Origin of the sequence: Streptomyces araujoniae, assembly GCF_050871195.1 — a bacterium.
GTDB classification, from domain to species: domain Bacteria; phylum Actinomycetota; class Actinomycetes; order Streptomycetales; family Streptomycetaceae; genus Streptomyces; species Streptomyces bacillaris.
The window spans coordinates 5,157,701-5,183,059 of the sequence record NZ_CP194070.1 but is presented as its reverse complement, the minus strand read 5'-3'; the positions used below and the strand labels follow the sequence as shown (position 1 = coordinate 5,183,059).

The following is a 25,359-nucleotide window of genomic DNA, read 5'->3' as shown; positions in this document are numbered from 1 at the left end:
TGTAGAGTGCTCCTCATGTCTATCGGTCACACCCTCCTGGGGCTCCTGGAAGCCGGGCCACGCCACGGCTACGACCTGAAGCGGACCTTCGACGAGAAGTTCGGCCAGGACCGCCCCCTCCACTACGGCCAGGTCTACTCGACGATGTCCCGCCTCCTGAAGAACGGGCTCGTCGAGGTCGACGGCATAGAGAGCGAAGGAGGGCCCGAGCGCAAGCGGTACGCCATCACCGACGCCGGGATCACCGACGTCTCGCGCTGGCTCGCCCAGCCCGAGAAACCGGAGCCGTACCTCCAGTCGACGCTCTACACCAAGGTCGTCCTGGCGCTCCTCACCGACCGCAGCGCGGCCGACGTGCTGGACACCCAGCGCTCGGAGCACCTGCGGATGATGCGCATCCTCACCGACCGCAAGCGGAAGGGCGACCTCGCGGACCAGCTGATCTGCGACCACGCCCTGTTCCACCTGGAAGCCGATCTGCGCTGGCTGGAACTGACCGCCGCCCGGCTCGGCCAGCTCTCCAAGGTGGTGACCGCGTGATCCCCGACGGCGCCCTCCTCGCCGCCCACGACCTGCGCAAGACCTACGGCTCGACGCCCGCCCTGGACGGCGCCTCGTTCTCCGTCCACTCCGGTGAGGTCGTCGCCGTGATGGGCCCCTCCGGCTCCGGCAAGTCGACCCTGCTGCACTGTCTGGCCGGGATCATCACCCCGGACTCCGGCACCATCAGCTACGCGGGGCGCGAGCTGTCCGCGATGTCGGACGCCGAGCGCAGCGCCCTGCGCCGCAGCGACTTCGGCTTCGTCTTCCAGTTCGGCCAGCTGGTTCCCGAGCTGACCTGCGTGGAGAACGTCGCGCTGCCGCTGCGGCTCAACGGGGTGAAGCGCAAGGCGGCCGAGCGCACCGCCCGGGAGTGGATGGAGCGCCTGGAGGTCGAGGACCTCGGTGCCAAGCGCCCCGGCGAGGTCTCCGGCGGCCAGGGCCAGCGGGTCGCCGTGGCCCGCGCGCTGGCCGGCTCCCCGAAGGTGATCTTCGCGGACGAGCCGACCGGCGCCCTGGACTCCCTCAACGGCGAGCGGGTGATGGAGCTGCTCACCGAGGCCGCCCGCTCCTCCAACGTGGCGGTCGTCCTGGTCACCCACGAGGCCCGGGTCGCCGCCTACTCCGACCGTGACGTGACCGTGCGGGACGGCCGGGCGCTCGATCTGGAGCACGCCGTATGACGCTGCTCGACTCCCGTACGACACCGCCCGCCGCACCGGAGGGCCCGAAGCCGCCCCCGCGCGGCGCGTCCGCCCTCCGGGACCTCGGCCTCGGCATCCGGTTCGCCGCCGCCGGGGGCCGCGAGGGCTGGATACGTACGCTGCTGACGGCGGTCGGCGTCGGCCTCGGGGTGGCGCTGCTGCTGCTCGCCTCCGCCGTGCCGCACATGCTCGATGCCCGCTCCGGCCGCGACCAGGCCCGCAGCGAGGTGAAGGCCTCCGCCGCCGACTCGGCGAAGTCGGACACCTCGGTGCTGCGGCTCGACACGGGTACGGAGTACCGCGACCGGACGGTCATCGGCCGGCTGCTGCACGCCGAGGGTCCGGCGCCCGTCCGCCCGCCGGGGTTGGACCGCTTCCCCGCGCCGGGCGACATGCTGGTCTCCCCCGCGCTGAAGGAGCTGCTCGAAGCGCCCGGCGGCGAACTGCTGCGCGAGCGGCTGCCGTACGACATCACCGGCACGATCGGTGACGCCGGGCTGCGCTCGCCGGGCGAGCTGTTCTACTACGCGGGCAGCGACACCCTGACGCTTGCCGCCGGCGCCGAGCGGATCTCCGGCTACGGGACCCACCGCGCCACCGACCCGCTCCCGCCGCTGCTGGTCGTGCTGACCGTCATGGTCTGTGTCGTGCTGCTGGTGCCGGTCGCCATCTTCATCGCCACCGCCGTGCGCTTCGGCGGCGACCGGCGCGACCGGAGGCTCGCCGCGCTGCGCCTGGTCGGCGCGGACATCCGCACCACCCGGCGGGTGGCCGCCGGGGAGGCGCTGTTCGGGGCGGTGCTCGGGCTGCTGTTCGGGCTGGTCTTCTTCCTGGTGGGGCGGGAGTTCATCGGCTCGGTGGAGATCTGGGACGTCAGCGCGTTCCCGGCCGACGTGGTGCCCGACCCGCTGCTCGGCCTGATGATCACGGTCGCGGTGCCGCTGACCGCCGTGCTCGTCACGCTGGTGGCGATGCGCTCGGTGGTGATCGAGCCGCTCGGGGTCGTACGCCGGGGCAAGGACCGGGGCCGCCGGCTCTGGTGGCGGCTGCTCATGCCCGTCGCGGGTCTGGCGGTGCTCGGGATCACCGGCCCGGTCGACGAGTACGCGTACGAGCCCGTGAAGCCGTTCCCGATCGCGGCCGGGGCCGTGCTGGTGCTGGTCGGTCTCGCCCTGCTGCTGCCGTGGCTGGTCGAGGCGTGCGTGAAGCGGCTGCGCGGCGGTCCGGTGCCCTGGCAACTGGCCGTGCGCAGGCTCCAGCTGAGCAGCGGGGCCGCGTCCCGCGCGGTCAGCGGGGTGACGGTGGCGGTGGCCGGGGCGATCGCCCTGCAGATGCTGTTCGCGGCGATGAACGCCGACTTCAACCGGATGACCGGCCAGGACCCCGCCCGGGCCCAGTTCGCCGGCTACTCGGAGAACGTCACCGGCGAGGCGGCCACCTCGGCCATCGAGCAGTTCCGCGCCACCAAGGGCGTGGAGGTGGTGATCGGCTCGGTGCAGGCGTACGCCACCAAGCCCGGCGTCTACGCCGACGACGACATCCCGCCCACCACCTCGGTGACCGTCGGCACCTGCGACACCCTGCGCGAGCTGGCCCGGATCACCTCCTGCGAGGACGGCGACACCTTCGTCGTCCACCCGCCGGGCGACAAGGACATGTCCTTCTGGATCGACCAGGCCGCCCGCAAGGGCCAGGTGGTCGAGATCGGCTCCGGGACGGGCAAGCCGCTGCGGTGGACCCTGCCCGCCGACTCCCCCACCGTGCAGGGCCGCAAGGACCCGATGGGCGACACGCACTACGGGATCATGGCGACCACCGGCGCGGTCGACGCGAGTACGCTGCCCGGCGCGCAGATCACCGCCCAGATCCGGGTCGACCGGAGCGTGCCGGACGTCGCCGAGCACGTACGGAACACGGCGGCCCGCATCGATCCCGGGATGCGCTTCGTCACCCTGGACTCGGTGGAGCGCGACCGGCAGTACGACAGCATCCAGACCGGGCTCAAGGTCGGGGCGAGCGTGGTGCTGCTGCTGATCGCCGCCTCGATGCTGGTCTCCCAGGTGGAGCAGTTGCGCGAGCGCAAGCGGCTGCTGTCGGTGCTGGTCGCCTTCGGCACCCGGCGTACGACGATGGGCTGGTCGGTGCTGTGGCAGACCGCCGTCCCGGTCTTCCTCGGCCTGGTGATCGCGGTCGCGGGCGGGCTGGGGCTGGGCGCCATGCTGGCCTGGATGATCGCGAAGTCCGTCTCCGACTGGTGGCTGTTCCTGCCGCTGACGGGGGTCGGCGCGGGGCTGATCCTGCTGGTGACGGCGGCGTCGATGCCGTCGCTGTGGCGGCTGATGCGGCCGGACGGGCTGCGGACGGAGTAGCCGGGAGCGGGGATCACGTGGGTGCGGCCGGGCGGAAGTCCGGCCGCACCCGCGCGCGTTCACGCGTTCGTACGGCAGGGGCGTCGGCCACCCGACCGCACCCGCACGTGTCCACGCGTTCACGTGTCCACGCATTCACGCATTCACGCATTCACGCGCTGATGCGCTCACGCGCTCATGCGGGAGGCGCGTCCACCACCCGCACCGGGAGCGGCTTCATCGCCCCGCGCAGCGCCGCCCCGAACTCCTCGAACTCGCCGCCCCGCGCGGAACCCGCCCGCATCGCGAGGGCCACCCGCCGGGTCGGGGCCGGGTGGGCGAAGTACCCGGTGGCCAGGGCGTCGTTGCGGGCGGTCTCCACCGTGAGGGCGGTGCGCGGCAGCAGCGTCACCCCGAGCCCGCCCGCCACCAGCTGGACGAGCGTGGAGAGCCCGGCGGCGGTCGTGGTGACCGGAGCCCCCTCCGTACGGCCCGCCTCCCGGCAGATGTCCAGGGCCTGGTCGCGCAGGCAGTGGCCTTCGTCGAGGAGGAGCAGCGGCAGCTCCCGCAGCGCCTCGCGCGGGATGTCGGCGCGGCCGCCGAGCCAGTGGTCCTGCTCCATGACCAGCACGAAGTCCTCGTCGAAGAGCGGGATCTCGCTGACCCCGGGGACCCCGAGCGGCACGGCGAGGAGGAGCAGGTCCAGCCGTCCCGCGGCGAGCCCCTCCAGCAGGGAGGAGGTCTGCTCCTCGTGGACCTGGAGGTCGAGGTCCGGGTAGTGGTCCTGGACCAGCCGGAGGACGGTGGGCAGGAGGTAGGGGGCGACGGTCGGGATGACGCCGAGCCGGAGCACCCCGGTGAACGGCGCCCGGGCCGCCTCGGCCTCCTCCATCAGCGCGGCGACGGCCTCCAGCACGACGGCGGTCCGCCCCGCGAGCCGCTCCCCGGCGGGCGAGAGCAGCACCTTGCGGGTCGTACGCTCGATGAGCTGGACACCCAGTGCCTCCTCCAGGGTGGAGACGGCTCCGGAGAGTGCCGGCTGACTCATCCCGATTGCGGCCGCCGCGTCCCGGAAGTGCAGATGTTCCGCGACGGCGGCGAAGGCGCGCAGCTGGGCGAGGCTGGGCTGCCTGGTGGCCGGCCTGCCGGACTGCTTGGGGCGTATGCCCTGTTTACCCTGGCCCACTGATAGGCACCTCCGATCATCGCGACCGAGTGTAGCTATTTCCCTGATCAATGCACTCTGTGCCAAGGTGGATCTCGTCCAACCCTCAGGAACTCGCCCAAAAGGGGAGTTTCGACGTTGCAAGGAGTGCGCGTGCTCACTGTCGGTGACAAGTTCCCCCAGTTCGACCTGACCGCTTGTGTCTCGCTGGAGAGCGGCAAGGAGTTCGAGCAGATCAACCACAAGACCTACGAGGGCAAGTGGAAGATCGTCTTCGCGTGGCCGAAGGACTTCACGTTCGTCTGCCCCACGGAGATCGCCGCCTTCGGCAAGCTGAACGAGGAGTTCGCCGACCGCGACGCCCAGGTCCTCGGCTTCTCCGGTGACTCCGAGTTCGTGCACCACGCCTGGCGCAAGGACCACCCGGACCTGACCGACCTGCCCTTCCCGATGCTGGCCGACTCGAAGCACGAGCTCATGCGTGACCTCGGCATCGAGGGCGAGGACGGCTTCGCCCAGCGCGCCGTCTTCATCGTCGACCAGAACAACGAGATCCAGTTCACGATGGTGACCGCCGGTTCCGTGGGCCGTAACCCCAAGGAGGTCCTGCGGGTCCTCGACGCCCTGCAGACCGACGAGCTGTGCCCGTGCAACTGGACCAAGGGCGAGAACACCCTCGACCCGGTCGCGCTCCTCTCGGGCGAGTGAGCTGATACCGACATGGCTCTCGACGAACTGAAGTCCGCCATACCGGACTTCGCCAAGGACCTGAAGCTGAACCTCGGTTCGGTCATCGGCAACAGCGACCTCCCCCAGCAGCAGCTGTGGGGCACCGTGCTGGCCTGCGCGATCGCCTCGCGCTCGCCGAAGGTGCTGCGCGAGCTGGAGCCCGAGGCGAAGGCCAACCTCTCGCCGGAGGCGTACACCGCGGCGAAGTCGGCGGCCGCCGTCATGGCGATGAACAACGTCTTCTACCGGACCCGGCACCTGCTGTCGGACCCGGAGTACGGCACGCTCCGCGCGGGCCTGCGGATGAACGTCATCGGCAACCCGGGCGTGGAGAAGGTCGACTTCGAGCTGTGGTCGCTCGCCGTCTCCGCGATCAACGGCTGCGGCCAGTGCCTGGACTCGCACGAGCAGGTGCTCCGCAAGGCCGGTGTGGACCGGGAGACCGTCCAGGAGGCCGTCAAGATCGCCTCGGTGATCCAGGCCGTCGGTGTGACCCTCGACGCCGAGGCCGTACTCGCCGAGTAGTCACCCCGCACCACCCCTGACGTACGGAAGAGCCCCGGGACGACCGACCGTCCCGGGGCTCTTCCGCGTCCGTACAGACGCCTACTTCTGCGGCGGCTCGCCCTCGGACGGCCCCGGGGGTGCGGGCTCTGCGCCCGGCTCGTCCGGCCCCTGAGCGGCCCGGGGTGCGGCGGGCGGTGAGGGCGGCGGCTCCGCCGGGCCCGCCGCCGGGGCGGCCCCCAGCGCGGTGGCCCCGTGCTGTCCGCCGACCGGGGCGGGCGTGGCGTACGAGCGGAGGTAGCCGACCACCGTGTTGACGACCGCGACCAGCGGTACGGCGACGACCGCGCCGCCGATGCCCGCGACCAGGCCGCCCGTGGCCACGGAGAGGACCACGGCCAGCGGGTGGACGCGGACCGCCCGGCCGAGGATGAAGGGCTGGAGGATGTGGCCCTCGATCTGCTGCACCGCCAGCACCACGACCAGCACCATCAGCGCGGTGAACACGCCCTCGGTGACCAGCGCGACGACGACCGCCAGCGCCCCGGAGACCACGGCACCGAGCAGCGGGATGAAGGCGAACAGGAAGATGAAGACGGCCAGCGGCACCGCGAGCGGCACGTTGAGGAAGTAGAGGCCGAGTCCGATGAAGATGGCGTCGATCAGGGCGACGAGCACCGTCCCGCGGACATAGGCGGTCAGGGTCCGCCAGGCGCGCGGCCCGGCCCCCGCGACCCCGGGGCGGGCGGCGGCGGGCACCAGCTTCAGCGACCACTCCCAGATGCGCCGGCCGTCGTAGAGCAGGAAGAGCGTGGAGAACATCGCCAGCAGCAGCCCGGTGAGGAACTCCACCATCACGGTGACGCCCTGGAGCCCGGCGGAGGTGATCTCCTCGGTGTTGGTGCCGATGGTGTCGCTGAGGTTCTTGGCGATGTCGTTGATCTGCGACTCGGTGACGTGGAAGGGGCTGTCCAGCAGCCAGCGCTTCAACTCGTCGATACCGTCGCGGACCCGGTCGGAGAGCGTGTCGAGGTTCTCCATCACCTGCCACACGACGAACCAGCCGACCAGCCCGATGATCACGAACCCGAGGACGGCGGTCACGGCGGTGGCGAGCCCGTGCGGCAGCCCTATCCGCTTGAGCCGGACCACGGTCGGCTGGAGCATCGCGGTGATGAGCAGGGCGGCGGCGAAGGCGAGGACCACCAGCTGCACGGCGGTGATGACCTGCATCAGCACCCAGAGGGTCCCGGCCAGCACGAGCAGCCGCCACCCCGCCTCGGCCGCGACCCGCATCCCCCACGGAATCGCCGCGACCGGATCGGGCTTGGCGGCCACGGAGGGGGCGTACGAGGGCGGCGCGGGCACCCGGCCGGGATCCTGGGCGTCCGAGGGCGCCCCGTTGCCCCCGCGGGGGTCGTCGTCGTCCACGGCGCGCGCCCGGCGCTCTTCCAGGCGTGAGCCCAGTTCCGTCAGTTCGGACCCGAAGCGGCCCAGCCAGCCTGGCAGTTTTGACATGTCTCTTTCCCTTCCCCCAACTTCGCTCCCCAGCGCTGCCAGGTTCGCCGGATGCGACCGTACACGCGAGAAGCCCCCCACCGCGGATCACGGTGGGGGGCTTCTCAGGACCGTCGGGCCCTCAGTACCAGTTGTTCGCCTGCCAGAAGGACCAGGCGCCGCACGGCGAGCCGTAGCGGCTGTCCATGTAGCTGAGGCCCCACTTGATCTGGGTGGCCGGGTTGGACTGCCAGTCGGCGCCGGCGGAGGACATCTTGTGGCCCGGGAGGGCCTGCATCAGTCCGTACGCGCCGGAGGACGGGTTGGTCGCGCGGTAGTTCCAGGTCGACTCGTGGTTCACGATGTTGCTGAAGCACTGGAACTGGTCGGCGGGGACCATCTGGCGGGCCATCGCCTTGACCTGGGCCACCGTGTAGGAGCCCTGCGCGGTGAAGGAGGAGGCGTCGCGGACGGCGGACCGGCTGGCGCGCTCGGCCTCTTCCTTCTTCTTCTGCTCGGCGGCCTTGCGGTCGGCCTCGGCCTTCGCCTCGGCGGCGGCCTTCTTGGACTTGGCGTCCTTGGCGGCCTGGAGGCGGGCGGACTCCTCGGCCGACTTCTTCGCGGCGGCGTCGGCGGCGGATGCCTGGGCATCGGCCTGCTGCGTCAGCGAAGCGGTCTGGACCTGGGCCTGCTGGCCCGCGGGGATGTCTGCGAGCAGCGTGGTGTCGGCTGCGGCAGCCTCGAAGTTGTTGTTGTCGTCGGCGGCAGGTGCGCCGCCCGCAGCAACGCCTACGACGGCGCCTACGGTGGTGACCGCAGTGGCAGATGCCACGGCGAACCCCCGGACCGAGATCCGGCTCACATGGTGTCCTTCCAGCATCGCCCGCTTAGGTGACCTCGCGAGCGCGTTCGTGCCCCTGGCGCTGGCCTCCGTACTGCGTGGGTCACGGGAGGCACGGGCCCGCTGGGCAACCCCGGTGAGGGGGCTGCTCCGTGGTGCTCGCGGGCGGCATACGGACTGATCTGGTGTGGAGTTGTGTGGTGCGTGGCGCCTCTGGAGGTGCCCGAGTGCCGTATGCGGGGCCTGACGGAAGCAAGACTCTGCCGGACGGGGATACCGGGGGGCAATTCTGTGTTGCGTGGGAAAGGTCACACCTCGTTTGGGTCATCGGTTTGGCGGAAATGACGGCGCAACACGGTGCCGCCCGGCTAAGCTCTTTGGCTCGCCGGGCGGCACGAACAAGGACATGCAGGTCAGATGTGTCCTTCCTCCAGCATTTCGGTCACCAGTGCGGCGATCTGGGAACGCTCCGAACGCGTGAGCGTCACATGGGCGAAGAGCGGATGCCCCTTCAGCTTCTCGACCACGGCGACGACTCCGTCGTACCGGCCGACCCGGAGGTTGTCCCGCTGGGCCACGTCATGGGTGAGCACCACGCGTGAATTCGCCCCGATCCGGGACAACACGGTCAGCAGCACGTTCCGTTCGAGCGACTGCGCCTCGTCGACGATCACGAAGGCGTCGTGGAGCGAGCGGCCCCGGATGTGGGTGAGCGGCAGGACCTCCAGCATCCCGCGCCCGAGCACCTCCTCGATGACCTCGCGCCCGGCGACCGCCGAGAGCGTGTCGAAGACGGCCTGCGCCCAGGGGCTCATCTTCTCGGCCTCGCTGCCGGGGAGGTAGCCCAGTTCCTGGCCGCCCACCGCGTACAGCGGCCGGAAGACCATGACCTTCTTGTGCTGCTGGCGCTCCAGGACCGCTTCGAGTCCGGCGCAGAGGGCGAGCGCCGACTTGCCGGTGCCGGCCCGGCCGCCCAGCGAGACGATGCCGACGTCCGGGTCGAGCAGCAGGTCGAGGGCGATCCGCTGCTCGGCGCTGCGGCCGTGGATCCCGAAGGCCTCCCGGTCGCCGCGCACCAGCCGCACATTGCCCTCGGCCGTCACCCGGCCGAGCGCCTTGCCCCGCTCGGACTGGAGGACCAGCCCGGTGTGGACGGGCAGCTCGGCGGCCTCGGGGACGTAGAGCGTCTCCTCGGTGAAGAGCAGGTCGACCTGTTCCCCGGAGAGGGGCAGGTCGGCCATCCCGGTCCAGCCGGAGTCGGTGATGGCCAGCTCGGCCCGGTACTCCTCGGCGAGGAGGCCGACCGAGGAGGCCTTGATCCGCAGGGGCAGGTCCTTGGAGACGACCGTGACGTCGTACCCCTCCGCCTGGAGGTTGCGGGCGACCGCGAGGATCCGCGAGTCGTTGTCCCCCAGCCGGTAGCCGGCGGGCAGTATGCCCGGGTCGGAGTGGTTGAGTTCGACGCGGAGCGTCCCGCCCAGGTCCCCGAGGGGGATGGGGGCGTCCAGCCGGCCGTACCGGATGCGGAAGTCGTCCAGCAGACGCAGGGCCTGGCGGGCGAAGTACCCCAGCTCCGGATGGTGCCGTTTGGCCTCCAGCTCCGTGACCACCACGATCGGCAGCACGACTTCGTGCTCGTCGAAGCGGGCCATGGCTCCGGGATCGGCCAGCAGGACGCTGGTGTCGAGAACGTATGTGCGCCTGTCGGGCATGCGGCGCTTGCTACTGGTCACCACGGAAGGACGTACCCCCTCGGACGAGGTCGGGGAGCGCGACGGACGGTCGCGGGACTCCCCGAAAGGAGAGGACGGACCGGGATCGGGCCCTGTGCGCGGGCCGGACCACGGCCTCCGCGTCGGCCGCAGGCTGACTGCGTCTACGGTCCTTCGTGTGCAAAGGGCCTCCCGGGCGAGCGGACTGGGTGCCGCTCACTTGGATGCGACATCCGCCCGGCTGATGACCGGATGTCGACCTGTCAGGGGTATTCCCTGTTCGGCCCGGAGCCATGCCGCTGCATATGACACGGTGTGGAGAAGTCCCGGTGGACGTGCGATGACCCCCGTACAGACGAGTCGGCCCCCCTGTGGAGGCCTGGTGGAGCCTGTACGGGGGGGCCGACGCGCGGAGGAGAAGGGGAGGGCCGGATTCAGGCGCCGTAGCGGCGGTGGCGCGCGGAGTAGTCGCGCAGCGCCCGGAGGAAGTCGACCTTGCGGAAGGCCGGCCAGAAGACCTCGCAGAAGTAGTACTCCGAATGGGCGCTCTGCCAGAGCATGAAGCCCGACAGCCGCTGCTCGCCGCTGGTCCGGATCACCAGGTCGGGGTCGGGCTGGCCGCGGGTGTAGAGGTGCTCGGAGATCAGGTCGGTGGAGACGACCTCCGCCAGTTCCTCGAAGGTGGTGCCCCGCTCCGCGTGCTCCAGGAGCAGCGAGCGTACGGCGTCCGCGATCTCCTGGCGGCCGCCGTAGCCGACGGCGACATTGACGATTATCCCGTCGACGTGGGAGGTCGACTGCTCGGCCTCCTTGAGCACGAGCTGCGTCTCGGCGGGGAGCAGGTCGAGCGTGCCGACGTGATGGACGCGCCAGCGGCCGTCGGCGGCGAGGTTGCGTACGGTGTTCTCGATGATGCGCAGGAGCGGTTTCAGCTCGTGCTCGGGCCGGTCGAAGTTGTCCGTGGAGAGCATCCAGAGGGTGACGACCTCGACATCGGTCTCGCTGCACCAGCCGAGCAGCTCGGAGATCTTGTCCGCGCCCGCCTGGTGGCCCTGGACGGCCGAGCCCCCGGAGGCCTTGGCCCACCGCCGGTTGCCATCGAGGATGACCCCGATGTGCTTCGGCACCTGGTCGTGGTCCAGGCGGCCTTCCACCCGGCGCGCGTAGAGCCTGTACACCAGGTCGCGGAAGTTCACTGAGTTCACCCTCTCGGTTCCGTACGGGCCCGGGGCCCGCCCTCCCCGTCGCCGGGGGTCGGGGGTCCACCCCCGCGGGGGAGCGCCGCACGGTCCGCACGGACCCGCGCGGGCGTGAGCCGCGCCGCACATCTGCGTTCCCCGAAGCCGCCACATTACTGCGATCGGGTCACGGGGGCCCAACCCGGTCTGTCACAACTCCGTGATAAGGAGGGAAAGTGACTGAATACCTCTCCCCCGACCTCTTCTACCGCGCCGCCGACACGCGCTACGACGCGATGGAGTACCGCCGCAGCGGACGCAGCGGCCTCAGACTGCCCGCCCTCTCCCTGGGCCTGTGGCACAACTTCGGCGACGACCGGACGCTGGACTCCCAGCGGGCGATCCTGCGCCGCGCCTTCGATCTCGGGGTGACGCACTTCGACCTGGCGAACAACTACGGGCCGCCGCCCGGCTCGGCCGAGCTGAACTTCGGCAAGCTGTTCGCCCAGGACTTCGCCCGCCACCGGGACGAGCTGGTCATCTCGACCAAGGCCGGCTATCTGATGCACCCCGGGCCGTACGGCGAGTGGGGCTCCCGCAAGTATCTGCTCTCCTCGCTCGACGCCTCCCTGAAGCGGATGGGCGTGGAGTACGTCGACATCTTCTACTCGCACCGCTTCGACCCGCACACCCCGCTGGAGGAGACGATGGGCGCCCTGGCGTCCGCCGTGCGGCAGGGCAAGGCGCTGTACGTGGGCGTCTCCTCGTACAACGCGGAGCAGACCGCCGAGGCGGCCGGGCTGCTGAAGGAGATGGGCGTCCCGGCCCTGATCCACCAGCCGTCCTACTCCATGATCAACCGCTGGATCGAGGACGACGGCCTGCTCGACGCCCTGGAGGCGGCCGGCATGGGCTGCATCTCCTTCGTGCCGCTCGCCCAGGGCCTGCTCACGAACAAGTACCTGAAGGGCATCCCGGAGGGCTCGCGCGCCACCCAGGGCAAGTCGCTGGACCCGGGCCTGCTCTCGGACGAGGTCCTGCGCCGACTGCGCGGCCTGAACGACATCGCCCAGGGCCGCGGCCAGTCGCTCGCCCAGCTGGCCATCGCGTGGGTGCTGCGCGACAGCCGGATGACGTCGGCGCTGATCGGCGCGTCGAGCGTGAAGCAGCTGGAGGAGAACGTAGCGGCGCTGGCGGGGCCCCCGCTGACGGCCGAGGAGCTGCGGGAGATCGACGCCTTCGCCGTGGACACCGAGGGCACCAACATCTGGGCGAAGCGCGGCTGACGGGGCGCCCGCCCCGGCAGGAGGCCGACGGCGGGTCGGGGATTCGCGCGGCGGTCCGGGAGGCCCCGGTGGGGTGGCCCGGGAGGCCGAGGCGCTGCGGTCCGGGAGACCGAGGCGCTGCGGTCCGGGAGGCCCCGGCGGTGCGGGCCCGTACCGGCCGAAAGAAAACGGGCCGGTCCGTGGGGGGGATACGGACCGGCCCGAGGGGGGGTTTCCACCATAACCCTTCGTAAGTCCCCCGGGGTCCCGCGCCGCGCCACAACTACGCTCCGGGTTCGCGGGACTCCGCTACGGCCTGGGACGGCGCCCTTGCGACCGGCGCCGAGGGGCCCGGATTCGTCCCCCGTATCGAGGGGGTGTTCCGGGGCGCGGCCTTGACGCCGGGGCCCTCCCCTGTTCGCCGCCGCTCGTCGTCGCGGTCGGATGGTGGACGGGGAGGCCGCGGGCGTCCGGCGGCGGCGCCGTTCAGGACGACGGATCGGGACGGCGGATCGGGACGGCGGATCAGGGAGGCCGATCGGGGTGGCCGATCGAGGTGGCCGATCGGGGTGGCGGTGGGGCCGCCGGAGGGACGGGGCCGGCCCCTTGGGACCGGCTCAGTGACGGTGGTGGAAGCGGACCGCCACCGTGTCTCCCGCGGTGACCACGAAGTCACCCTCCTCGCACCGGATGACGGCCTCATGGACCTCGCCGTTGCCGTCCCTGCGCTCCAGCGTGCCGACGACCGTCCAGGCGCCCTCGTACGGCACGGGCGGCAGCTGGGTCAGCGGGGCGTGCTGCCACTGGCTCGCCGGTACGCACCAGTCGGGCAGCAGCGGCCAGGTGCCGGGGGTGACGCGTAACGTCCAGTCGGAGGTGCAGGTCAGCAGGACGGACTGGTCCCCCGCGATCACGAACTCCACGGCCTCCGGCTCGCCCGTGGGCCCCTCGGGCCGGTAGAAGATCCCGTGCACCGCGGTGATCCGGGAGCCCGTGAGCCAGTCGGCGTTGCCGCCCCGGGTGCGCCCGGCCGGTCCGCCGCCGCACTCGCCGCTCTCCACCGTCATGGCCCGCTCCCTCTCCGTCCCGCCGTGCCTGCCACTGCCGCCCCTACCGCCACCCCCACCGGGCTGTTCCCGCCGCCCGCGCTCCCCCTGCCGAGTAGGACGGCGGCCCGTGCGATCGCGTTGCCTGCCGGTCGAGACCGAACTGGCCTGAGATGTAAGCGCGTTGACTCTTTCGGCCGGTCTCCCGCCGAACCCGCTCCCTACGTCACAGCGGCTTGCGGGCCTCGATCAGGAAGCGCGCGGTATGGGCGACGAACGGTCCGTCCTCCTCGATCCTCCGGTGGAGGGCGGCCAGTCGGGGGCGGTACTGCTCGACGGTGAAGCCGGGCACCATCCAGATCACCTTGCGGAGGAAGTAGACGACCGCCCCGATGTCGTGGAACTCGGTGCGCAACCGCTCGGCCCGCAGGGCGACGACGTCCAGCCCGGCGGCCTGGGCGGCGGCACGGGCGTCCTCGGGGTCGCGGGCGCGGCGCACCCGGGGCGGTTGCGGGCCGAGGAAGTACTCGACGAGTTCGAAGACGCTGGCCGGTCCGACCTGCTGGGAGAAGTACGTACCGCCGGGGGCGAGCACCCGGGCGATCTCCTCCCACCAGGTGGTCACCGGATGCCGGCTCACCACCAGGTCGAAGGCCGCGTCCCCGAAGGGCAGCGGCGGCTCGTCCGCGTCCGCGACGACGACGGCGCCCAGGGGGTGCAGCCGGGCGGTGGCCCGGGCGATGTTCGGCGGCCAGGACTCGGTGGCCACGGTGAGGGGCGGGAGGACCGGCGCGGCGGCCAGCACCTCGCCGCCCCCGGTCTGGATGTCGAGCGCGGCGCGGGCACCGGCGAGCCGGTCGGCCATGGCGCGGGCGTACCCCCAGGAGGGGCGCTGTTCGGTGGCCCGCCCGTCCAGCCAGGAGAAGTCCCAGCCGTCCACGGAGACGGCGTCGGCCTCGGCGACGAGAGCCTCGAAGCGGCCGCGGGAGGCCGGGGAGGAGAAGGAGAGGGGCGAGGCATGCGGGGTGGGGGACGGAGGGGGCTGTTCGGACATACGGGGATCGTGTCAGGCGGGGCGGGGGGCGCGACTGGATTCCGGGGGGGCTTGCGGGTTCGTGGGCGGGGGGGGGGCTGGCGGAGGCCGGGCGGGTCCCGGAGGGGGCACAGCGGCCCGGGGCCCGGTTCCAGGGGGGGCGGGCTCCCGGGGGCCGAGGAGGCTGAGGGGGCCGAGGGAGTCGAGGGGGTCGAGGGGCAGCACGGGCGTCGGCCGCCGGGCGGGGCGGGATGAGGCGGGGCTCCGTGGCGGCCGTACGGAAGGGTCGGTGGTTCAGGCCGCCAGGGCACCCAGGAGCACGCCGGTCAGCGCTCCCGCGATCATGAACGGGCCGAACGGGATGCCGGTCCTGCGCCCCGCCCGGCGCAGCAGGACGAGCCCGAGCCCGTACGCCGCGCCGAACAGGAACCCGGCGAACCCGCCCAGGAACAGCACCGCCCAGCCGTACCAGCCGAGGGCGACGCCCAGGGCGAGGGCCAGCTTCACATCGCCGAAGCCCATGCCGTTCGGGTTGATGAGGAAGAGCAGGAGGTAGAAGCCGCCGAGCGCCGCCCCGCCGAGCAGCCCGGAGGTCCAGGACCCGGCGTGTCCGGGGAGCAGGGCGGCCCCGCCGAGCACCAGGACGGCGGCGGCGGCGAGCGGCAGGGTGAGGGGGTCGGGCAGCCGGTGGACCCGGCGGTCGACGGTGGCCAGGAGGACCGCGACGGGCGCCAGCAGCAACCAGCCGGCCAGCTCGGGCCGGGCCCCCGTGGCGGCGGCGAGCGCGAGGCAGGCCAGGACGGTGGTGAGGGGGGCGAGGGCGTTGGGGGCGTAAGGGACGGAGGCGTACGAGACGCGGGGGCCGGGCGGCGGCTTCGGTGCGAGAGGGCCGGGAGGCCCGGGAGGCGGCTTCGGTGCGGAGGGCCCGGGGGGTCCGGAAGGTTCCGGGGGTGCTGGAGCCTGCGGGGCGGGAGGTTCGGGGGTTTGCGGCGCGGGGCGCTCGGGAGGCCGCGGTACGGCGGGACCGGGAGGCGGGGGCCCCGAGGGCTCGGCTGGGGCCGGGACGCCGGGGCCGGGAGGCTGCCGTACGGGGGCGGCGTGCTCGTCTCCGTACCGTACGGGTGTCCGCGCACGCGAGCCGCAGGGGGCGCAGCGCGCCGGGCCGAGCCAGCCGCCGAACGGTCCGGTGAACGGGTGCCCGGCGGGACAGGCGGTACGCCAGGGTTCCTCGGGCTCGACGGCGAACCGGTACGCGGCGCGCGGGATCAGCCATCCGGTGGCTCCGCCCCAGACGGCGGCGACGGCGAGCAGCGCGAGGTACACGGGACGACCCTAATCGGGGGCTTGGGCACGGGGCTTGGGCCCTGGGACCCACTCCGGACCGACCTTGATCGCTTCCGGTCGCTCTTGTCCGTTCCTGTCTGTTCCTGGCCCGGGCGCGGGTGCCGGGCGCTACGGTCTGGGGCCATGAGAACGCGGAAATGGCGGGACGGCGACGGGACGCTGACGGTCGACGGGGGCCCGGAGGCCCGGCGGGTGCCGCTGCGGATAGCGGCCTCGTACCGGACCAGGGCCCGGGGGCTGCTCGGGCGGGACGGGATCGACGGGGCGCTGCTGATCACCCCGTGCGCGAGCGTGCACACCTTCCGGATGCGGTTCACGATCGATGTGGCCTACCTGGACCGGCAGTTCACCGTGCTGGCGGTCCGGACGATGAAGCCCGGCCGCCTGGGCCTCCCCCGGCTGCGGGCCCGCCATGTGGTGGAGGCGGAGGCCGGGGCGATGGAGCGGTGGGGGGTACGGCCGGGGGCCCGGGTGCGGCTGCGGGCGGCGGGGACGTCCTGGGGGCGGGAGGAGTCCGGGGCGAGTTGGGGGCGGGACGGGTCCGGGGCGGTCTAGGACAGGCATCGGACATCCTGGCCGGCGGCGCCACACCGTCGGCGGGCAAACCACCGGCCACCGGTCTGACGGCGGCCGGTCTGACGGTGTTCCGGACGCGCGGCGGCAGTGTGACGACGGGCGCTAGGGCGGGCCCGCGCCGAGCAGGGTCCAGGCACCGAAGGCGGCCGACGCGCAGGCGAGCACGGCGAGGACGAGGGTTGCGGGGGCGGTGAGGACCGCGGGGCGTGCGGACCCCGTCGGTGCCGTGGGCCGCTCGGGGGCGTCGGGCAGCAGAGGCGCCCCGCGGTCCGCGCCCGCCACGGTCACGGCGGCCCGCTCCTCGCCCGGCGTGGGGCCGGGGGCCTTCGCGCGCGCCCCGTCCCGCGCACGCCGCCCGCGCCCCAGCCCGGCCAGGGCGACGGCCGGGGGCAGGAGGAGCGGGAAGGCGGGCATCATCAGGCGGGGCCGGGAGCCGAAGTAGCCGGCACCGATCAGTGAGACGACGACGATCGCGACGGCGTAGACGAGGACGGGCAGCGGCTGCCGCTGCCGTACGCAGAGCACCACCAGCCACCCGAGCAGCCCGAGCGCCGCGCAGAGCCCCAGGGCGGCGGGCAGCGGCAGCCCGGCGATGAAGGCGGCCAGCGCGCGTCCGCCGTCGATGTTGTTGCCCCACTGCGCCTGGACCTCGAAGTACGCGAACGGGCTGCCCTCGCGCACGGCGACGAACACCACGTACGCCAGCCAGCCCAGCGGTGCGAGCGCCACCCCCGCGAGCATCCGGGCGTTGCGGCGGAGCAGCGGGCCCGGGCGGCTCTCGGCACGGAACTCCCGTACGAGGGTGACCGCCGCGGTGATCGCCAGGGCCGCGATGAGGGCGGCGGCGGAGGGCCGGGTGAGCCCCGCCAGGACGCAGAGGGCGCCGGCCACGAGCCAGCGCCCCTTGAGGACCGCGTACAGCGCCCAGGCGGCCAGGGCGGTGAAGAGCGTCTCCGTGTACGCCATCGACTGGACGAACGCCGTCGGGTACACACCCCAGAGTCCGGCCAGCACCACCCCCGTACGCCGTCCGTGCAGCTGCGCCCCCACGGCGAAGATGCCCCACGCGGCGAAGAGCCCGGCCGTCCAGGCGACCAGGAGTCCGGCGCCGCCGAGGGTGAGCGGGGTCACCTCGGAGATCCCGCGCTCCAGGGCGGGGAGGAGGGGGAAGAAGGCCAGGTCGGAGTGGAGGGCGCCGTCGGGGAGGGTGGCGGTGTGGCCGTACCCGTTCTCGGCGATGCGCTGGTACCAGACGGAGTCCCAGCGTCCGCTGAGCCGCGCCACGGGGTCCTTGCCGGAGGCCCCGGCCGCCGTCCAGAGGACCAGGAGGCCCAGGGCCCGGACCGCGGCGTAGACCGCGAGCGCGGGCGCGGCGGCCCGGAGCGCGGCGGCCGTGCGGGGGCCGCGGCCGGGGAGGGCCTGGTCCGCGGCCGGGGCGAGGGCGGGCTCGCCGGGCATCCGGGTACGGAGGTGTTGATCGGACATACGGCCGATTATGTCGCCCGTCCCGGACATTCCCGACCGGCCTGCCCCGCCCTCGCTCTCGTTCTCGCCCCGCCACGGCTTCCCGCCGCTCACATGCTGGGGACGGCGCTCCCGAACACCTTCCAGGGCGAGATCGTGACGGCGTCCATCACCGTCAGCTGCGGATGCCCGGCGGCGATCTCCTCCCGTACGGCGACGGCGTCCGGCCAGGAGTCGAGGTAGGCGGAGCCCTCGATGACGACGCCGTCCCAGTCGGTGCCGGCGGTCATGCCGCTCCGGTCGACGACGAAGCCGATACAGAGCACGGACGCCCGGCCGACGGTCCGCCGGATGGCGCTCACGGCCCGCTCCCGCTCCACCGGCGGCAGCTCCCCCACGGAGAACTCGACGGCGACGACACCGCCGCGCGCCCGCCGTATGCGCACCAGCAGATCGGGGCCCCCGTCCATCCACAACCGGAACCCGACCTCCTGGAGTCTTTGCAGACCGGAAAGGGAGAGAAGCTGCTCGCGCGTCACCGGCGAGCGGGCCCCGCACGAGGGCAGGTCCAGACTGACGAGTACGGTGCGCCCGGTCACCGGATGCACCGGGCGGAGCCCCTCCGCCTCCAGGTCACCCAGGAGCGTCGCGGCGTCCAGCCGGGTCCAGCCCAGGTGGTACGAGTAGAAGAACCCGGCACCCATCAACGCCCCCACCCCCATCGCAGCCCGAGCCCATTGATTCGCTCACGCAAACACAAGGGCGGGCGGTCACCGTCTTGGCCGAGCGTAGCGAGCGGCACCGGGCAGCGGCGTGGGCCCACGGACCCACCGACGGCCCAAAGAGCGGGCGGAGCGAGCCCCGAAGTCAAAGCGGCGCGCCGGTGACACCCCGCCGGACCGGGGCCGCACCCCTGGCGAATCCGGACCGAGCGGACACATGACAATGGCACAGGACCCGTCGGGCCCACGGCACTTGGGCCCGACGCGAGGGCCGGCCCTGGGACCGGTTTGGGACCGGTTTTGGGGCCGGGGACCCGCGCCGGGGCCGTACTCGCGCCGTACGCTCACGGCCACAACAGACGCAGGCACACGCACACTTCACAACGGGAGGACAGACCGTGGGCGGTGGCGGGGTCGGCGGCTGGGAGGGCGGCAGGCACACGGGCCGCATACCGTCGGGACGCCGGGGCGCGGGGGGCTCCGGCGCACCGGCATACGGCCAACCGGGCGGCCGTTTCCTCGCGTTGACCCGGAGCTGGGCCGCGGGCACGCTGGTCTATGTCGCCGCCGGATTCCTGACGGGCCGGGTCCTGCTCGAACTGCTGGGCTCCGGGGCGCGGTTGGAGACGTTCGGCTGGCGGCTGGCCCTGCTGCACATCCCCGCGCTCGTCGTCACCGTGCTCACCGTGCTGGCCGCCGCCCGGTTGCTCCCCGACGAGTACCGGGAGTCCCGCACCCTCTATCTGCTCGCCGCGCTCACGGTCCCTTCGGCCGGTCTGGCGTACGGCTTCGCGGTGTCGTGGGAGGCGGTGGGGATCGAGGGCGTCCTGATGCCGGTGGTGTCACTGGCGACGGGCGCGGCTTCGGGGGTGGCCGTCGACCGGCTGCTGGAGGAGCGCGCCACCCGGCCGGCACCCCCGCCGACGTATGCGTACAACTGGCGGGACGGTGGCGCCACCGCGACGGAGTACCTGGGCGTGGTGGTCCTCGTCGTGACCCTGATCGGCGCGATGGCGATGGCCGGGGTCGGCGGGCAGATCGGGGAACGCATCCGCTGCGCGATCACCTCCCTGGGCGGGGGCGGCAGTGCGTGTGCGGGGGGCGGCGGGGGCCCGGAGGCGCGGCCGAGGACGGACGCCGACTACGAGCCGAAGATGTGCCAGATCTCGTCCGTCTCGGACACGGCGGGCGGGAAGGTGAAGATCGGCTGGTTCGAGTGGGGCGAGGAGTACGGGTTCCAGCAGAAGGTCTCCCAGGCCAATACCGACGTGAACGGGGACGGGAAGGTCGACGGGAACGACCGGGTCGTCTCCATGACGTTCACCGACGCGGCCTCCGCCGGGGGCACGGCGAGCACCCCGGGCGTGAAGCTCGGAAGCCTCGGCAAGGCGGACGTCGACATCGGCGGCGGCATCAAGATCACGAACGGTGACACCTGGATCTTCGCGAGCGAGGAGGAGGCGCGGAAGATGCGGGACGACATCGCGGAGATGAAGATGTGGGAGACCGCGACCCGGCACGGGGGCGGGTACGGGGGCAACTGGTACTCGGGCATGAAGTGGGCGGAGAAGAAGCAGGACATCGAGCGGCGGATCGGCGACAAGAAGATCTCGTACTCGACGGTCGGCCTCAACGCCTATGCGGACGGCGGACTTTCGGTCAAGGGCGGCGACGAGGACGAACTCGGTGCGAAGTTGGGCGGCAAGGCCAGGTTCTCGCCCGAGGTGACGATCGCCAGGGACGACGTGAACGGCAACGAGTCGTACACGTACACCGCCAGGCTCGAACTGGAGGGCAGGCTCGGCGGAAACGCGGGCCCGCTCAAGGGGACGGTGGGTGCCGACCAGAGCCGCACCGGGGCCATCACCGTCACCCGCGACCAGAAGACCGGGAAGCTCGTCCGCATCGACATGACGCAGACGGTGGAGGACGTCTCGGCCTCCGGAAAGGTCGAAGTCGGCGGCGACAACGGGGAGTCGGGCGCGGACAAGCGCGGCGGCAAGGGCAGTGTGTCGGACGGATCGGGCGGGACCGGCGTCCGGGTGGTGACGAACTCGCTCGTCCTCGGCAAGGAGACGGACGCGGCGACGGAGGCCCAACGGGCGGTGGCGGAGGAGTGGTTGGGCGGCTCCGGCAACAACACGGCGCCGTTCGAGTACCTCTTCGGGGACCGGGGCATGGAGACCCGCCCGACGGGCAACGACCCCTTCGAGCACCTGATGTTCGAGGAAGGCCTGTCCAGCACGATGCGCTACCTCGGGGAGACGGACGCGCAGGACTTCGGCTTCGAGATCTCGCTCGGCATGAGCCTGGGCTTCTCGGTCTCCACCGAGGAGAAGAGCCAGTCGCTGACGGACGCACGGTTCCTGGGGGCGCCGCGCGGGGACGGCCGGACGTATCTTCCGTACAGCTACTGCGCGAACTGACCCCGATGAAAGGGCGATCGAGGATGACGAGAGGGCCTTTCGGGGGACGGCGGCTCGCCGGGGTGCGCCGGGTGCGGGTGACGGCCGCCCTGGGCCTGGCCCTCGCGGTCACCCTCCCGCTGACCGGTTGCGGCAGCGGGAGCGGCACCGGGGGGACGGCGCGGGTCCCGGAGGGCTGGTCCACGCTGGACACCGACAGCTTGAGCGTCGGCTACCCGGAGGACGAGGGGTACGCGGAGCAGCCGGCGGCCGAGCGGAGCGGGAACAACGCGGCGGTGGCGCTGAAGGTGGAGGACGGCATCCGCACGGGCATGGTCTCGGTCCAGCTGGACTTCGCCACCGGTGTGAGCGACGCGGCCGGAGCGGCGGCCGCGGCGGGCGCCGGCATCGGCCTGGGCACCACCCGCCGGTCCACGGAGGACGTCCGCCTCGCAGGCCCCTCCCCCGCCCGCGAAGCCCGCCGCATCGACTACGACTTCACGGCGGACGGCAGGGAGAACACCCCGAACCGGGGCACCCCGATGACGGGCGTCCTGGTCGCGGGCGTGGACTCGTCCGGCGTCCCGTTCGTGGTCCGCCTGAACGCGGTGAAGGGGGCGGTGGGTGAGGGGGAGCTGGACGCGTTCGTGGGGTCGATCACGGTGAAGTAGGGCCGGGGTGTCCGGGAGCAGCCGAAGGGCTGGCGCGTCCGGGAGCTGCCGAGGGTCCGGCGCGTCCGGGAGCAGCCGAGGGGCCGGCGCGGCGGTGTGACCGCGGCGCCGGCCCCTCGGCTGCTGCAGGACCCTCGGCTGCTGTGCTGCGTTCCTCTCGGCTGCTGTGCTGCGTTCGCCTCGGTGGCTCTGCTGGGTTTCCCTCAGTGGCTCTGCTGGGTTTCCCTCAGTGGCTCTGCTGCGGCCCCCTCGGAAGCCGGCAGGAACCGGCAGAGGCCGACAGGCACCGACAGGCACCGACAGGGTCAGGAGCCCTCGCCCCGCTGGAAGGAGACCTCCACGCGGCGGTTCTTCTTGCGGCCCTCCTCGTCGGCGTTGCTGGCGATCGGGTACTGCTCGCCGTAGCCCCGGATCTCGTACGTGACTGTGGGGCCGAGCTGCTGCGACAGGACCCCGTGCACGGCGTCGGCGCGCTGCTTGGAGAGGACGTCGCCGTGGGCGGAGGAGCCGAGGTTGTCGGTGAAGCCGAAGACGCGGACCCTGGTGGCGTTCTGCTTCTTGATCTCCTCGGCGATGGCCGCGATGCGGGCGTTGGCCGCCGAACCCAGCTTCGCGCTGTCCTTGCCGAAGAGGACCTCCGCCTGGAGCGCGAACTTGATGTCGGCGTTGCTGTCCTCGCGGCGCTCCTCGCCGCCGAGGTCTTCGACGACCTGGACGATGTCGAGGACCTTGGCGGGACCCAGCGTGCCGCCGTCGGGCATCTTGAGGTCCGGGTCGTTGGCGTCGACCTCCACCGGGGGCACCGACTGGGCCTCGGTGCCCGGTGGCACGCTGGGGCCGTCGTCGGCCAGGGCCGGCGTCCCCCCGAACAGGGTGAGGCTCGCGACGACCAGGAACGAGGCCGCCGACATGGCCGCCGGCCTCAATCGGGTGCGTGTGTGTCTCATGTCGGCCGTCACCCGGAGATCTTGAGGGATGTCGTCGCGAAGGTCGGGAGGGTGAAGTCGACCTCGGTGGCACCGGCCGGCGGGGCGGGGAACTGCATGAAGACCGATGTACTCTTGCCTGCCATGAGCGGCGGGATACCTGTTGTGCACAGGCAGCGGTTCTCGGTGTCGCGCAGAATGTAGTAACGCTTCTTCCCGACCTTGTCGACGAGCGTGGCTCCGGCGACGGAGTTGGGATTCGCCGCAAGCAGCGCCGTCTCGGACCCTGCCCACGCCGTCGTATTCGCCGACTGGGTTCCCTCGTTCTTGATCACACCTTGCACGGTCACGAAGCCACCGGAATCGCGCTTTACCTGATTGACCACCAGCGTGAGTCCGTCCAGACCACGTGCCTCGGCCAAGGTGACATTCGGATCCACGTTCGCCGCCGCCGCGGTGTCCATCTGCTGCTCGCCCTTGTCCTCGGACGCCGGTGAACTGGCCGGGGCGGACGGCTCCGCCGAACCCTCGCTCCGGGGCTCCGCCGCCCCGTCGCCACCGTCACCGCATCCGGCCAGGGCGAGAGCCAAGGCAGCCACGGCGGCGACGGCCGGCGCGAACCTTCTCTTTGTTGTGGCACGCCGAAAACTCATGGTCCGATTCCCCTACTCGTCGTTCGCTGTCACTGGTCGACCAACCGCACATCGAAGAGATCTTTGCTCACACGGGACCAATCGGGCTGGCTGCTCGTGGAGATCTCGAATACCGCGCCATTTCTGCACGTGAAGGTGTAGAGGTCCTTGATGCCGTCGTTCGTGAGATCGACGGCTTCCCACGTGCATCGGAACTCGATGAGGGCGGTCGCCGAGGCCTTCGCGAGCGTGCTCCCGGACCCGGGGAGAACCGGAGAGTCGACGGGCTTACGTCCCTCGACCTGCACGGTGACCTTGTAACGGGGGTACCCGTACTCCGCTGCACAGGACCGCTGGTCGTTCCCGTTGGCATCTGCCAGTCGTCTCGCCTCGGCGCAGGGGCGGTAAAGCGTGAAGGGCCGCTGCAGGAACAGGTCCAGCGTCTCCAGCGGGAGGGCGGCGAGGAACCCGGTCTCGATGTCCTCGCGAGCGGCCTGCGCGGCGGCCAGGGCAGCCGCGTCCGCACCCCCCTGGGACCCGTTGCGCAGAGCGGCAGCCTTGCCGACGGCGAAGAACGCGAACGCAAGGAAGAGCAGGCCCGCCACCATCATCACGTAGATGGGGAAAGCCTGCCCTGAGTCCCTCCGCGAGCGAACGCAGGTCACTGCGCCGTGATGGCATTCACCAGACCCTGGATACGTGCGGAGATCGCCCCGCCGATCCCCGTTGCCACGATCGCCCCGATGATCGCCACCACCACCAGAATGATCCCCAGGTACTCGAACGCCGTCTGACCCCGGTCCTTCGCCGCGTAACGCCTGCGAAGGGCGCTGACGGCCGTGTTCGCCCAGCCGTTGACGTGGACGGCGGCCTTCAGGGTGAAGTTCGACATGGTGGTCCCCTCCTGGTTGGGCCGACCGCCTGCCGGCCGACTCGGGCGTTTCCGCGGTGTCGGCCTCGGGTCCGGCTTCCTCCTGGCCGGGGCCGGGGGCGACGGGAGAAACATAGGAGGGGGGCGGCGTGCGGTCAGAGGGTCCGTGGGCCCATTCCCGGGCCCAAAGGGGGCTCCGGATCCACTCGTCCGGCGTGCGGGGCGTCATGGGTGGCGTCCGGGGTCGCGGGGGGCCGTGCCCAGCCAGCGGGCTATCGCCTCGCTCCGGGTGGTGCTGTGGAGCTTGGTGAAGATGCGGTTGATGTGGTTCTTGACGGTCTTCTCGCTGATGAAGCAGGTGGCGGCGATCTGCTGGTTGCTCATTCCGGACGCAATCAGGTCCATGACCTCCACCTCCCGCGAACTCAGCCCGTACTGCTGCCTGTTGGGGGGAGAGACCGACCCCCCGGTCACAGAAGACTGTCCCACAGGAGGTTGCAGTTGCGAAAGGCTTTCCGAAGGTTCGCCCGGTCGGGGGAGGCGGTGGACGGGCGGCGGCGGGGCCGTCGAGAGGGCCGCGCCCAGGCCGTCGGGCAGAGGGACGCGGTCCGGGGCCGTGCCGTGGCGCATGTGGGCCAGCAGGGCGTCCGCGGCCGTGGCCGTGAAGTTGGCGCGGCCGTTCCTCGTGTCCCGCACCGCCTGGACCAGCTGGTCCGCCGTGAACTCGCCGTGCACCAGGTAGCCCCCCGCGCCCAGCCGCAGGGCCTCGTGCACGATCTCGCTCTCCCTGCTGTACGTCAGCATCAGTACGGGGGCGAGGCCCACCAGGTGCGGCAGCGCCGAGATGCCGTCCACCCCGGGCATCCGTACGTCCAGCAGCACCACGTCCGGGCGGTGGTGCAGCGTCTTCTCGTACGCCTCGCGGCCGTCCGCCGCCTCCGCGACGACCTGGATGTCCGCCCGGCCCGAGAGCAGGACGCCCAGGCCCGCCCGGACCACCGGGTTGTCGTCCGCCACCACCACCCTGAGCCTGGCCGCGGGGGGTGCGGCGGGCAGGGCGGGGGGACCGGCCGCGGGGTGCGGGCGGCGGGCTGGTTCGAAGGGGTCGTCCGGCATGTTGCGACCTCCTCTCCGGGGTGGGGATGCGTAGGGGCGGGGGTGTGGGGGCGGGGATCTGTGGGAGGGG

Annotated in this window: 24 protein-coding genes; 9 read left to right on the top strand and 15 right to left on the bottom strand. The window is 72.1% G+C overall.

Features of this window, described 5'->3' with window-relative positions:
* The first annotated feature begins 15 nt into the window (after window positions 1–15).
* Genes ACQ9ZG_RS22455 through ACQ9ZG_RS22445 form a run of 3 tightly spaced genes read left to right on the top strand, consistent with a single transcriptional unit; the run spans window position 16 to window position 3,613 of the window.
* Complete coding sequence (locus tag ACQ9ZG_RS22455; RefSeq protein ID WP_028416161.1) at window positions 16–540, top strand: PadR family transcriptional regulator; 525 nt, start codon at window positions 16–18, stop codon at window positions 538–540.
* Window positions 537–1,223: an ABC transporter ATP-binding protein gene (locus ACQ9ZG_RS22450; protein ID WP_028416160.1), complete on the top strand. Its 687-nt coding sequence runs from the start codon at window positions 537–539 to the stop codon at window positions 1,221–1,223. The genes ACQ9ZG_RS22455 and ACQ9ZG_RS22450 overlap by 4 nt, the downstream gene beginning before the upstream one ends.
* Window positions 1,220–3,613 (top strand): ABC transporter permease, encoded by a 2,394-nt coding sequence (locus ACQ9ZG_RS22445; protein ID WP_109915695.1) that lies wholly within the window; start codon window positions 1,220–1,222, stop codon window positions 3,611–3,613. The genes ACQ9ZG_RS22450 and ACQ9ZG_RS22445 overlap by 4 nt, the downstream gene beginning before the upstream one ends.
* Window positions 3,614–3,788: 175 nt before the next feature.
* Here ACQ9ZG_RS22445 and ACQ9ZG_RS22440 read toward each other — a convergent pair whose 3' ends face one another.
* Entirely contained in the window at window positions 3,789–4,778 is a 990-nt protein-coding gene (locus ACQ9ZG_RS22440) for a hydrogen peroxide-inducible genes activator (RefSeq protein ID WP_078562508.1), read from the bottom strand.
* A gap of 132 nt (window positions 4,779–4,910) precedes the next feature.
* Here ACQ9ZG_RS22440 and ACQ9ZG_RS22435 point away from each other — a divergent pair, with 132 nt between their 5' ends.
* Window positions 4,911–5,465, top strand: coding sequence for a peroxiredoxin (locus ACQ9ZG_RS22435; RefSeq protein ID WP_028416157.1), 555 nt, complete (start codon window positions 4,911–4,913; stop codon window positions 5,463–5,465).
* 12 nt (window positions 5,466–5,477) lie between these two features.
* Window positions 5,478–6,011, top strand: coding sequence for an alkyl hydroperoxide reductase (locus tag ACQ9ZG_RS22430; protein ID WP_018490437.1), 534 nt, complete (start codon window positions 5,478–5,480; stop codon window positions 6,009–6,011).
* 81 nt (window positions 6,012–6,092) lie between these two features.
* Here the strand turns inward: ACQ9ZG_RS22430 and ACQ9ZG_RS22425 are convergent, their stop codons facing one another.
* The 4 genes from ACQ9ZG_RS22425 to ACQ9ZG_RS22410 all read right to left on the bottom strand — a co-directional run bounded on the left by ACQ9ZG_RS22425 (window position 6,093) and on the right by ACQ9ZG_RS22410 (window position 11,236).
* Window positions 6,093–7,508 carry an AI-2E family transporter gene (locus ACQ9ZG_RS22425; protein WP_499281168.1) on the bottom strand — a complete coding sequence of 472 codons (1,416 nt, stop codon included), beginning with the start codon at window positions 7,506–7,508 and terminating at the stop codon, window positions 6,093–6,095.
* Between the two features lie 121 nt (window positions 7,509–7,629).
* Window positions 7,630–8,349: an aggregation-promoting factor C-terminal-like domain-containing protein gene (locus ACQ9ZG_RS22420; protein ID WP_028416155.1), complete on the bottom strand. Its 720-nt coding sequence runs from the start codon at window positions 8,347–8,349 to the stop codon at window positions 7,630–7,632.
* A 392-nt stretch (window positions 8,350–8,741) separates the two neighbouring features.
* Window positions 8,742–10,064, bottom strand: a complete 1,323-nt coding sequence (gene phoH2 / locus ACQ9ZG_RS22415) for an RNA 5'-3' helicase PhoH2 (RefSeq protein WP_053559575.1) — start codon at window positions 10,062–10,064, stop codon at window positions 8,742–8,744.
* A gap of 410 nt (window positions 10,065–10,474) precedes the next feature.
* Window positions 10,475–11,236: an isoprenyl transferase gene (locus ACQ9ZG_RS22410; RefSeq protein WP_018490433.1), complete on the bottom strand. Its 762-nt coding sequence runs from the start codon at window positions 11,234–11,236 to the stop codon at window positions 10,475–10,477.
* A 218-nt stretch (window positions 11,237–11,454) separates the two neighbouring features.
* On the opposite strand from ACQ9ZG_RS22410, the gene mgrA reads away from it, so the two are divergent.
* Window positions 11,455–12,504: an L-glyceraldehyde 3-phosphate reductase gene (gene mgrA / locus ACQ9ZG_RS22405; RefSeq protein ID WP_028416153.1), complete on the top strand. Its 1,050-nt coding sequence runs from the start codon at window positions 11,455–11,457 to the stop codon at window positions 12,502–12,504.
* A gap of 596 nt (window positions 12,505–13,100) precedes the next feature.
* On the opposite strand, the gene ACQ9ZG_RS22400 is transcribed toward mgrA, so the two are convergent.
* The 3 genes from ACQ9ZG_RS22400 to ACQ9ZG_RS22390 all read right to left on the bottom strand — a co-directional run bounded on the left by ACQ9ZG_RS22400 (window position 13,101) and on the right by ACQ9ZG_RS22390 (window position 15,885).
* Entirely contained in the window at window positions 13,101–13,550 is a 450-nt protein-coding gene (locus ACQ9ZG_RS22400; RefSeq protein ID WP_109914324.1) for a hypothetical protein, read from the bottom strand.
* 205 nt (window positions 13,551–13,755) lie between these two features.
* Entirely contained in the window at window positions 13,756–14,583 is an 828-nt protein-coding gene (locus tag ACQ9ZG_RS22395; protein ID WP_499281167.1) for a class I SAM-dependent methyltransferase, read from the bottom strand.
* Between the two features lie 273 nt (window positions 14,584–14,856).
* Entirely contained in the window at window positions 14,857–15,885 is a 1,029-nt protein-coding gene (locus ACQ9ZG_RS22390) for a prepilin peptidase (RefSeq protein ID WP_499281166.1), read from the bottom strand.
* 144 nt (window positions 15,886–16,029) lie between these two features.
* Here ACQ9ZG_RS22390 and ACQ9ZG_RS22385 point away from each other — a divergent pair, with 144 nt between their 5' ends.
* Window positions 16,030–16,461 (top strand): DUF192 domain-containing protein, encoded by a 432-nt coding sequence (locus ACQ9ZG_RS22385; RefSeq protein WP_499281165.1) that lies wholly within the window; start codon window positions 16,030–16,032, stop codon window positions 16,459–16,461.
* A 123-nt stretch (window positions 16,462–16,584) separates the two neighbouring features.
* Here the strand turns inward: ACQ9ZG_RS22385 and ACQ9ZG_RS22380 are convergent, their stop codons facing one another.
* Both ACQ9ZG_RS22380 and ACQ9ZG_RS22375 read right to left on the bottom strand, forming a co-directional pair.
* Window positions 16,585–17,967: a putative hexosyltransferase gene (locus ACQ9ZG_RS22380; protein ID WP_499281164.1), complete on the bottom strand. Its 1,383-nt coding sequence runs from the start codon at window positions 17,965–17,967 to the stop codon at window positions 16,585–16,587.
* Between the two features lie 89 nt (window positions 17,968–18,056).
* A complete protein-coding gene (locus ACQ9ZG_RS22375) occupies window positions 18,057–18,650 on the bottom strand; it encodes a hypothetical protein (RefSeq protein WP_028419843.1) in 594 nt (197 codons plus the stop codon).
* A 416-nt stretch (window positions 18,651–19,066) separates the two neighbouring features.
* On the opposite strand from ACQ9ZG_RS22375, the gene ACQ9ZG_RS22370 reads away from it, so the two are divergent.
* Together ACQ9ZG_RS22370 and ACQ9ZG_RS22365 are read left to right on the top strand one after the other, a co-directional pair.
* Window positions 19,067–21,094, top strand: coding sequence for a hypothetical protein (locus tag ACQ9ZG_RS22370; protein ID WP_109915403.1), 2,028 nt, complete (start codon window positions 19,067–19,069; stop codon window positions 21,092–21,094).
* Window positions 21,095–21,117: 23 nt separating this feature from the next.
* The gene (locus ACQ9ZG_RS22365) at window positions 21,118–21,744 is read left to right on the top strand and encodes a hypothetical protein (protein WP_232790496.1); all 627 of its coding nucleotides are present in this window, start codon (window positions 21,118–21,120) and stop codon (window positions 21,742–21,744) included.
* Window positions 21,745–22,049: 305 nt separating this feature from the next.
* Here the strand turns inward: ACQ9ZG_RS22365 and ACQ9ZG_RS22360 are convergent, their stop codons facing one another.
* From ACQ9ZG_RS22360 to ACQ9ZG_RS22340, 5 genes are all read right to left on the bottom strand, one after another.
* Window positions 22,050–22,655 carry an OmpA family protein gene (locus ACQ9ZG_RS22360; RefSeq protein WP_240800108.1) on the bottom strand — a complete coding sequence of 202 codons (606 nt, stop codon included), beginning with the start codon at window positions 22,653–22,655 and terminating at the stop codon, window positions 22,050–22,052.
* Between the two features lie 44 nt (window positions 22,656–22,699).
* Window positions 22,700–23,323 carry a hypothetical protein gene (locus ACQ9ZG_RS22355; protein ID WP_109915402.1) on the bottom strand — a complete coding sequence of 208 codons (624 nt, stop codon included), beginning with the start codon at window positions 23,321–23,323 and terminating at the stop codon, window positions 22,700–22,702.
* 29 nt (window positions 23,324–23,352) lie between these two features.
* The gene (locus ACQ9ZG_RS22350; RefSeq protein ID WP_109915401.1) at window positions 23,353–23,913 is read right to left on the bottom strand and encodes a hypothetical protein; all 561 of its coding nucleotides are present in this window, start codon (window positions 23,911–23,913) and stop codon (window positions 23,353–23,355) included.
* 50 nt (window positions 23,914–23,963) lie between these two features.
* Entirely contained in the window at window positions 23,964–24,194 is a 231-nt protein-coding gene (locus tag ACQ9ZG_RS22345) for a hypothetical protein (RefSeq protein ID WP_018490124.1), read from the bottom strand.
* Window positions 24,195–24,398: 204 nt separating this feature from the next.
* On the bottom strand, window positions 24,399–25,289 hold the full coding sequence (locus tag ACQ9ZG_RS22340) for a response regulator (RefSeq protein ID WP_499281163.1): 891 nt from the start codon (window positions 25,287–25,289) through the stop codon (window positions 24,399–24,401).
* Window positions 25,290–25,359: the final 70 nt, after the last annotated feature.